The organism is Acidimicrobiales bacterium (assembly GCA_022452035.1).
Lineage (GTDB): Bacteria > Actinomycetota > Acidimicrobiia > Acidimicrobiales > MedAcidi-G1 > UBA9410.
The window spans coordinates 1-8,210 of record JAKURV010000046.1 but is presented as its reverse complement, the minus strand read 5'-3'; the positions used below and the strand labels follow the sequence as shown (position 1 = coordinate 8,210).

The window sequence follows — 8,210 nt, the reverse complement described above, 5'->3', positions numbered from 1 at the left end:
CAGGTAACGGGACGTGGACTCGAGGGCGGCCTTGGCCACGCCCATCCAGTTGTAGGCGGGCCAGGCGAACCGGGCGTCGAAGTCCAGGCCCACGATCGAACCTCCGTTGGTCATGAGCGGGGCCACTATCTCGGCCACTGTCTTGAGTGAGTAGGCGGAGATCTCCATGGCCACGGCCACGTCGGGCCACTTGGCGGCCATGAAGTCCTCGCCCAGGCAGATCTCGGGGGCGAACCCGATGGCGTGGAGAGCCCCATCCACCCGACCCCAGGTCGACGAGAGGTACTCACGGAGGTTGCCTGCCTGTTCGGCGGACGTCACGTCGAACTCCCGGACCTCGGCCTCCCGGGGTAACTTGCGGGCCGTCCGCTCGGTGAGGCGCATACCCCGGCCGGCCCCGGTCAGCACGATCTCTGCTCCCTCGTCCTGGGCCAGGCGCGCCACGGCAAACGCCAAGGAGGCGTCGGTCAGCACGCCGGTGATGAGCAGCCGCTTGCCGTCAAGGATCCCCACGCCAGGACCGCCTTTCGTCTGGTCGCCACGGCCGGTAGATCCGGCCGGTCGGTTGGCGATCCTAGGGCCGGTCCGGTTTCCGTGGGGGCGACCGGCGAGATTGGGTGGCCGTCAACCGTCGATCCGGGGGCGGGGCGGGGTCGCTAGCCTCGGGATAACCATGTCCGATCTGACCATCACCCTCCCCGACGGTTCGACGCGCACCCTTCCTAAGGGGGCGACGGGGGTCGATCTGGCTGCCGACATCGGTCCGGGTCTGGCGAAGGCGGCCATCATCGCCAACGTCAATGGGGATAGCAGGGACCTCGACCGACCCCTGCCCGACGGGGCCACGGTGGCCATCGTGACGGCGGACAGCGACGAGGGTCTCCACACCCTCCGGCATTCCACGGCCCACGTCCTAGCTCAGGCCGTGCTGGAGCTCTGGCCCGGCGCTACCTACGCCATCGGTCCTCCCATCGAGCACGGCTTCTACTACGACTTCGAGCTACCCGGTGGTGTCACATTCAGTCAGGACGACCTGGAGGCCATCGAGACCCGGATGCGCTTGATCGTCGATGCCGACCAGGCCTTCGAGCGCTGCGAGGCCGGGGCCGATGATGCGCTCGAACTTTTTGCCAACCATCGGTTCAAGCGTGAGATCATCGAACAGGTCACCAGCGGGAATGCTGACACCGAGTTGGCCGGCGAGGCTGCCGCCGATGGAACTGTCACCTACTACCGCAACGGAGACGGGTTCATCGACCTGTGTACCGGCCCGCACGTGCCCACCACAGGGCGTCTCGGCCACTTCGCCCTCCAGAAGGTGGCTGGTGCCTACTGGCGGGGTGATGAGAGGCAGCCCATGCTCCAGCGGATCTACGGCACAGCGTGGGCCGACAAGAAGGCCCTGAAAGGTCACCTGCACCGCCTGGCCGAGGCCGAAAAGCGGGACCACCGTCGCCTGGCCACCGAGTTGGACCTTGTGTCGTGGCCCGAGGCGCTCGGCCCGGGCCTGGCTGTATGGCATCCCAAGGGAGCCCTGGTCCGCAAACTGATTGAGGACTACAGCCGGGCCCGTCACGAGGCTGGTGGGTACGACTTCGTCTACAGCCCCCACATCGCCAAGTCGATTCTGTGGGAGACGAGCGGACACCTCGACTTCTACGCCGACGGGATGTATCCGCCGATGGAGGTGGACGGGGCGACCTACTACCCGAAGCCCATGAACTGCCCGTTCCACGTGGCCATCTTCCAGAGCGGGCAGCGGAGCTACCGGGACCTTCCACGCCGATTCTTCGAACTGGGTGCCGTCTACCGCTACGAGTTGTCCGGGGCTATCCACGGCCTGCTCCGCAGCCGGGGATTCACGCAGGACGACAGCCACATTTTCTGTACTCCCGACCAGGTACTCGACGAGTTGGCCTCCCTGCTGGACTTCACGCTCTCGGTGCTGCGGGCATTCGGGTTCGAGGACTTCCAAGCCAAGCTGTCCACTCGGCCGTTCGAGAAGTCGGTGGGCGAGGACGCCCTGTGGGACATGGCCATCGACGGCCTCCGGTCGGCGCTTGAGTCAGCGGGGCTGGACTACGTCGTGGACGAGGGCGGTGGAGCCTTCTACGGGCCGAAGATCGACGTCGACGTCACCGACGCCATCGGCCGACCGTGGCAACTCTCCACCATCCAGCTGGACTTCAACCTGCCGGAACGCTTCAAGCTGGAGTACGTGGGCGCCGACGGCGGTCGCCACCGGCCGGTGATGATCCACCGGGCGTTGATGGGGTCCATCGAGCGGTTCTTCGGCGTGCTGATCGAACACTACGCCGGGGCGTTCCCGCTATGGCTGGCTCCCGAGCAGGTTCGGGTGCTGCCGGTGGCCGACGAGCACCAGGCCTACGCCGAGTCGGTCCGGGACCATTTGGTGGCCGCCCAGTTCCGGGCCACCGTGGACCCGGCTGACGAGCCTCTGGGAAAGCGGGTGCGGGCCGGCAAGGTGGCCAAGGTGCCTCACGTACTGGTGGTGGGTGACGACGATGCGGCCAACGGCACGGTGGGCGACAACGCCCGGGGTGCTGAGGCCCCGGAACGAGACCTGCCCCTCGACGAGTTCCTGGAACGGCTGTCGGCCAACGTGGAGGCGAGGCTCTGAACGACATCGAGCGCCTGTGGGCCGGCTGGCGATACGCCTACGTGTCCGATCCGGACGCCGCTACCCCAGCCGACGGCCAGGACGGCAGGACCCTCTTTGAGGTCATCGAACAGTCCGGGCTCGACGATGCCGAGACTTACGTCATTCACCGCGGAGCGACCTGCTTTGCCCTCCTGAACGCATACCCGTACACCAGCGGACATCTCATGGTGTTGCCCCGCCGGGCTGTGGCCACCCTGAACGGTCTGACTGACGAGGAGCATGACGGGTTGTGGGTGATGGTCCGTGACGCGGTTGCCGCTGTGGAGTCAGCATTTTCGACGGGAGGCGTGAACGTAGGCCTGAACCTGGGCCCGGCGGCTGGTGCCGGCGTACCCGACCACCTCCACGTTCACGTGGTGCCCCGCTGGGTAGGCGATACGAACTTCACCACGGCGACGGCCAACCTCCGGGTGTTGCCCATTGCCCTGGACGAGTCCTGGCGACGGTTGCGTGATGCCTGGCCCGGGTGACCCCCGCCGGTAACGTCCCGATCCTTTGGGAGGGGTCGGCCACGGCACGGTGGCCGACCCGGCTAGCTGTGTCTTTGGTGTTTTTGCTGGCTGTTCTGGTGACCCTGATTCCGGTGGCCTGGCCGGCCCTGATCTCTGGCGGCTTGGTCGCCTTCACCTCCTTAATCTTCCGGCGGATTGATGTGGTGGTGGCCGAGGCCGGGGTGCAGGTCTCCTACGGCTTTGGAGGCCGGCCAGTCCAACGGTTCCGATTGGAGGGGATCGAAGGGGCGAGGGCCGAACGGATGACCAGGTGGCAGACCCAAGGCCTCGGCTACAGGGGCAGTCTGCGGTTCTTCCGGATGGCCCGGGCCGTAATCCGGAGCGGCGACGGCCTCCACCTGGAGTTGACTGGTGGTCGACGGTTTTGGGTAAGCGTCGACGGCCCGGAGGGGGCGGTGGAGGCTCTGGGGCATTTGGGCGTACCAAAGGCCTGACCGAGTCGACCTGACCCGTATTCGGCGGGTTTCAGCCGGCCAGGTTGCCCGCCTGCTCGTCGGACAGGTACCCGGCGCTGTGAAGCCATGTCACCGTCTCGGCCACCGTGGTCTCCAGCGGGATGGTGGGGAACCCGAAAGCATCGGCGGCACTCGCCTGGTCAACCTCCTGCAGGCCGCCGGCTCGCATGTTGGCCGCCGTCATTCGGGCGACCTCCACGTCGAGAGGCATTTTGTTGGCCGTGGCCCGACCCACCAGATCGCACAGCAAACCAACTGCGGTTAGCAGTGGGGCCGGAAAGCCCACGATGCGTACTGGACGACCGGTCAAGTGCGCCGACAACCGGAGCAGGTCGGCCGGTCCTACGAGGTGGCCGGCCACCAGGTGCCGTGCCTGAGCCGAGCCCGTAGTCAGCGACCCCACGCACACAGCGGCCACGTCGCGAACGTCGACCATTCCGAAGCACGCGCCCTTCGGCAGAGGAACCACCGATCGGCGAAGGCCGTCCAGAACGGGGGCCATGGAGTCGCTGAGTTCGGGGCTGGGATCCCGGGGTCCGATGATGCCGCCCGGGCAGACGATGACCACCGGTTGGCCGGCCTCTTGGTGGGCTACGGCAACCGCGTCGGCTTCGATCTTGCTTCCTGTGTAGGCGCCGCACTCCGGGCCGGTCGGTGTGGTGGGGTCCACACGGGTCCGGCTGGCTCCGTATACGCCCATTGACGACACGTGTACCACCCGGTTTAGGCCCCGCTCGGCTGCCTCATCCAGCAATATCCGGGTAGAGGTTGGATTCACGGCCCGCATCCGGCGGGCGTCTCGAGGACCCAAGCTGAACACGGCGCCTGCGTGGATGAGAGCGTCTACCCCCGCCAGGGAGGCCCGAAGGGCATCGTGATCGGTGAGGTCAGCCAGTGCTATATCGATGCTGTCGGGATCCAGGCCGTGGAGGATGGCCGCCGCCCGTGCCTTAGCCGGGTTCCGGACCACGGCCCGGACCTCGTGTCCGGCCGCTACGGCGGCGGCCAAGCAGTGCGAGCCGACAAAGCCTGAGGCCCCGGTGATGGCCACCCTCACACCAAGACCCCCTTGCTCGACGCCCACTGGGAACGGTACGGCGCGGGACCGCCGCCTGCCATGATGGCCCGGTGCGAGCCGTGCCACGCGTCCCGCTGATCATCGTGGTACTAGGCGTCGTCGCAGCGGCCACCGGGGTGGTGCAGACCAGCGCAGTGGCGTTCCTGCTCGTCCTGGCTGGCTTCACGGGGCTGGCCGCTGTCCTGGCCGACCGCCATCGGGATCGCTGACCGGTCTCGGTTCGAAGAGAGCTGAACGGCAGCCTGTTAGTTTCCGGTCGTTCTCGGTCCGGATTCGGGCCGTCCGGCCAACACAGAGGGAAGTCATGCCGCACAGCGTCCGAGCCGTGGTGGCCCGCGCTAAGGGGGAACCGGTCACCGTGGAGATCATCGAGGTCCCCGATCCCGGACCGGGGGAGGTCCTGGTGACCGTGCAGGCCTGTGGGGTCTGCCACACCGACCTGCACTACCGGGAGGGCGCCATCAACGACGACTTCCCGTTCCTCCTCGGTCACGAGGCGGCCGGGATCGTCGAAGAGGTCGGTGACGGCGTGACCAACGTGGCCGTCGGCGACTTTGTGGTCCTGAACTGGCGGGCCGTTTGCGGGCAGTGCCGCTCCTGCCTGCGGGGACGACCCTGGTACTGCTTCGCCACTCACAACGCCACGCAGAAGATGACCCTGGGCGGAGTGGAACTCTCCCCGGCGTTGGGTATCGGAGCCTTTGCCGAAAAGACCCTGGTGGCCGCGGGCCAAGCCACCAAGGTCGATCCCGCGGCGCCTCCCGAGGTGGCTGGACTGATCGGCTGCGGTGTCATGGCCGGGCTGGGCGCGGCCATGAACACCGGGGGCGTGGGCCGTGGCGACTCAGTCGCCGTGTTCGGCTGCGGAGGTGTAGGCGACGCGGCCATCGCCGGTTCCCGCCTAGCCGGAGCGCACACGATCATCGCTGTAGACATTGACGATCGGAAACTGGACATCGCCCGCAATTTCGGGGCCACTCACACGGTGAACTCCACCAACGAGGATCCGATCGAAGCCATACGTGGTCTAACCGGGGGCAACGGTGTGGATGTGGCCATCGAGGCAGTCGGCCTCCCTGCTACCTACGAGCAGGCTTTCTACTCCCGCGACCTGGCCGGAACGGTAGTCCTGGTCGGGGTGCCCAACCCGGAAATGAAGGTCGAGTTGCCGATGATCGAGGTGTTCGGTCGTGGCGGCACGCTCAAGTCGTCGTGGTACGGCGACTGCCTGCCCAGCCGGGACTTTCCGATGCTTATCGACCTGTACCTACAGGGCCGGCTGGATCTGGACCGGTTTGTTTCCGAGACCATTGCCCTCGACGAGGTCGAGGAGGCCTTCCACGCCATGGAACGTGGCGAGGTCTTGCGCTCCGTGGTCGTGCTGTAGGGGCTGCGAGGTGGGGCTTCGGATCCAGCGGGTGGTGACCAGTGGGATCTTCTCGCTGGACGGCGAGGACTTTGAAGTCGACAACAACGTCTGGTTGGTGGGCGACGACTCCGAGGTGGTGGTCATAGACGCTGCCCATGACCACCAGCCGATCGCCGAAGCGGTAGCCGGTCGTCGGACTCTCGGGGTGCTGTGCACCCACGGTCACAACGACCACATCAACGCCGCTGTGGAGTTGGCCGACGCCGTTGACGCCCCGATCTGGTTGCACCCCGACGACGGGATGCTGTGGGACGTGGTGCACCCCGACCGTCGGATCGATGACCCTCTCCAGGACGGCCTGTCGATTGGTGTGGCCGGGGACGAACTGACCATCTTCCATACCCCAGGCCATTCGCCTGGCGGGTGCTGCATCCACGTGCCGACTCTCGGCGTGGTGTTCTCCGGCGACACCCTGTTCAACGGTGGCCCCGGAGCAACCGGGCGGTCGTTCTCCGACCGGGGGATCCTGGTTGACAGCATCCGGTCTCGGCTTTTCGTGCTGGACTCGGCCACTGAGGTTCACACCGGACACGGTGAGTCCACGACCGTCGGCGCTGAGGCAGACCGGCTGGGCCAGCCAGGCGGAACTGTGGGCTAGGCGTTCGCCTGAACCCCGGCCTTGGTCTTAGTGATGTCTGACCCAGGCAGTGGTGGGAAACGGAGCTAGTAGCCACCTAGTTAGTCGAGGCCGAGAGTGGTGGGGGTGTCGGCGAGAAAGGACAGAACGGCAGTCGCCCGCTCCGGGTGGGGCCCCCCGGCCGTGTCCCGGAAGTCGCGCACCAAGATCAGGCGATCGACGCCCAGGTCCTCGTAGCGACGGACTAGGTCTCGGTTCACCGGTTCGGACGGGGTGACACTCATCTGGATCCTGGCCCGGTCAGCAGGCCGGCCCAGCGCCTCGAGGTTCTGTCGGATGGCCTCCAGAGCGTTGGCAGTGGAGGCCAGAGTTGTCGCGAAGCCGTACCAGCCATCAGCCTGGAGCACAGCCCTTCGATATGTGGCAGGCGAGTTGCCGCCGACGTGGATTGGCGGACCCGATGGAGATACGGGGCGAGGGTGAGCCTCCACACCATCCCACGAGGTGAAGCGCCCAGAGAACGACAGGTCGCCGCGCCAGAGAGCTCGCAGGGCGTCGATGTATTCGGTGGTTCGGACACCCCGCTCGGAGAACGGCACACCTACAGCGTCGAACTCGTCCGGCACATAGCCCACGCCGAACCCGGCCTCCAGACGCCCCCCGGACAGGACATCCACAGAGGCCAATTCCTTGGCCAGGACCACCGGGTTGCGCTGCGGGAGGATCACAATGCCGGTCCCGAGCCGGAGTGTCCGGGTGTGGGCGGCCAAAAAGGCCAGAGAGGCCACCTGATCCACGAAGTGGGTGTCGGGCGGCACCGGTGACGGTGGTCGGCGAGGGCTAGAGGCCACCAGGTGCTCACCAGTCCAGACCGACTCCCAGCCGGCCGCCTCAGCGGTGATCGCCACAGCGACCATGGCCTCCGGATCGGAGACCACGCCGGCGTTAACGCCAAAGAAACCGAGCTTCACCGTCGACCGACAGCTGACCGGAAGGCACCGACGGCACACCCCAGCAGATCAGTGGCCTCCTCAAGGCCGTCGGGCAGGCGCAGCGTCAGGCGACAGTCGGTCACTCCCGCAGCCACCAGGTCGGGAACCCCGGCCATGGTCGCCGAAAGGTCGAAGGTTCCATCCGGCTCCCGGACCGTCGGTACCGAGCCCTGGACCTCGGCAGGGCCCTCACCAAGGCCCAACTCATCGAACAGGGCGCACATCCTGGCCAAGCCGGCGACCGGGTCGGACCGGTCATCACCCCACGGGATCCAGCCGGTTCCGAAGCGGGCCAAGCGCCTCGCTGTTCGACGGTTAGCTGTCCCGCTCACCCAGACCGGGATGCCGGCCGCCTCCACCGGCCCGGGCATGGAATAAACCCCTTCGAACCCGAGCTCCGGGCTCTCATAGGACACCCGAGTTCCGCCCCACAGTACCTCACAGACTTCGAGGGTATGGTCCAGGAGACGACCGCGATCGGCAA

At 66.8% G+C, this 8,210-nt stretch carries 10 protein-coding genes; 6 read left to right on the top strand and 4 right to left on the bottom strand.

Annotation, left to right across the window (positions count from 1 at the left end; translation table 11 throughout):
* Positions 1-513: SDR family oxidoreductase (locus MK181_10605; protein ID MCH2420249.1), on the bottom strand; the 513-nt coding region annotated here is incomplete at its 3' end.
* A gap of 160 nt (positions 514-673) precedes the next feature.
* Between MK181_10605 and thrS the strand changes: the two genes are divergently transcribed.
* Genes thrS through MK181_10590 form a run of 3 tightly spaced genes read left to right on the top strand, consistent with a single transcriptional unit; the run spans position 674 to position 3,629 of the window.
* Positions 674-2,641, top strand: a complete 1,968-nt coding sequence (thrS, locus tag MK181_10600) for a threonine--tRNA ligase (GenBank protein ID MCH2420248.1) — start codon at positions 674-676, stop codon at positions 2,639-2,641.
* Positions 2,642-2,682: 41 nt separating this feature from the next.
* Positions 2,683-3,153 (top strand): HIT domain-containing protein, encoded by a 471-nt coding sequence (locus MK181_10595; protein MCH2420247.1) that lies wholly within the window; start codon positions 2,683-2,685, stop codon positions 3,151-3,153.
* Positions 3,150-3,629 (top strand): hypothetical protein, encoded by a 480-nt coding sequence (locus MK181_10590; protein ID MCH2420246.1) that lies wholly within the window; start codon positions 3,150-3,152, stop codon positions 3,627-3,629. The genes MK181_10595 and MK181_10590 overlap by 4 nt, the downstream gene beginning before the upstream one ends.
* A 31-nt stretch (positions 3,630-3,660) precedes the next feature.
* On the opposite strand, the gene MK181_10585 is transcribed toward MK181_10590, so the two are convergent.
* Complete coding sequence (locus MK181_10585) at positions 3,661-4,734, bottom strand: NAD-dependent epimerase/dehydratase family protein (protein ID MCH2420245.1); 1,074 nt, start codon at positions 4,732-4,734, stop codon at positions 3,661-3,663.
* Positions 4,735-4,778: 44 nt separating this feature from the next.
* Here MK181_10585 and MK181_10580 point away from each other — a divergent pair, with 44 nt between their 5' ends.
* From MK181_10580 to MK181_10570, 3 genes are all read left to right on the top strand, one after another.
* Positions 4,779-4,937, top strand: a complete 159-nt coding sequence (locus MK181_10580) for a hypothetical protein (protein ID MCH2420244.1) — start codon at positions 4,779-4,781, stop codon at positions 4,935-4,937.
* A 95-nt stretch (positions 4,938-5,032) separates the two neighbouring features.
* Positions 5,033-6,115, top strand: coding sequence for an S-(hydroxymethyl)mycothiol dehydrogenase (locus MK181_10575; GenBank protein ID MCH2420243.1), 1,083 nt, complete (start codon positions 5,033-5,035; stop codon positions 6,113-6,115).
* Positions 6,116-6,125: 10 nt separating this feature from the next.
* Positions 6,126-6,755 carry an MBL fold metallo-hydrolase gene (locus MK181_10570; protein MCH2420242.1) on the top strand — a complete coding sequence of 210 codons (630 nt, stop codon included), beginning with the start codon at positions 6,126-6,128 and terminating at the stop codon, positions 6,753-6,755.
* An 80-nt stretch (positions 6,756-6,835) separates the two neighbouring features.
* Here MK181_10570 and MK181_10565 read toward each other — a convergent pair whose 3' ends face one another.
* Positions 6,836-7,705 (bottom strand): TIGR03619 family F420-dependent LLM class oxidoreductase, encoded by an 870-nt coding sequence (locus tag MK181_10565; GenBank protein MCH2420241.1) that lies wholly within the window; start codon positions 7,703-7,705, stop codon positions 6,836-6,838.
* The coding region (locus MK181_10560; GenBank protein ID MCH2420240.1) for an LLM class flavin-dependent oxidoreductase at positions 7,702-8,210 on the bottom strand (509 nt) is incomplete at its 5' end. The genes MK181_10560 and MK181_10565, both read right to left, overlap by 4 nt.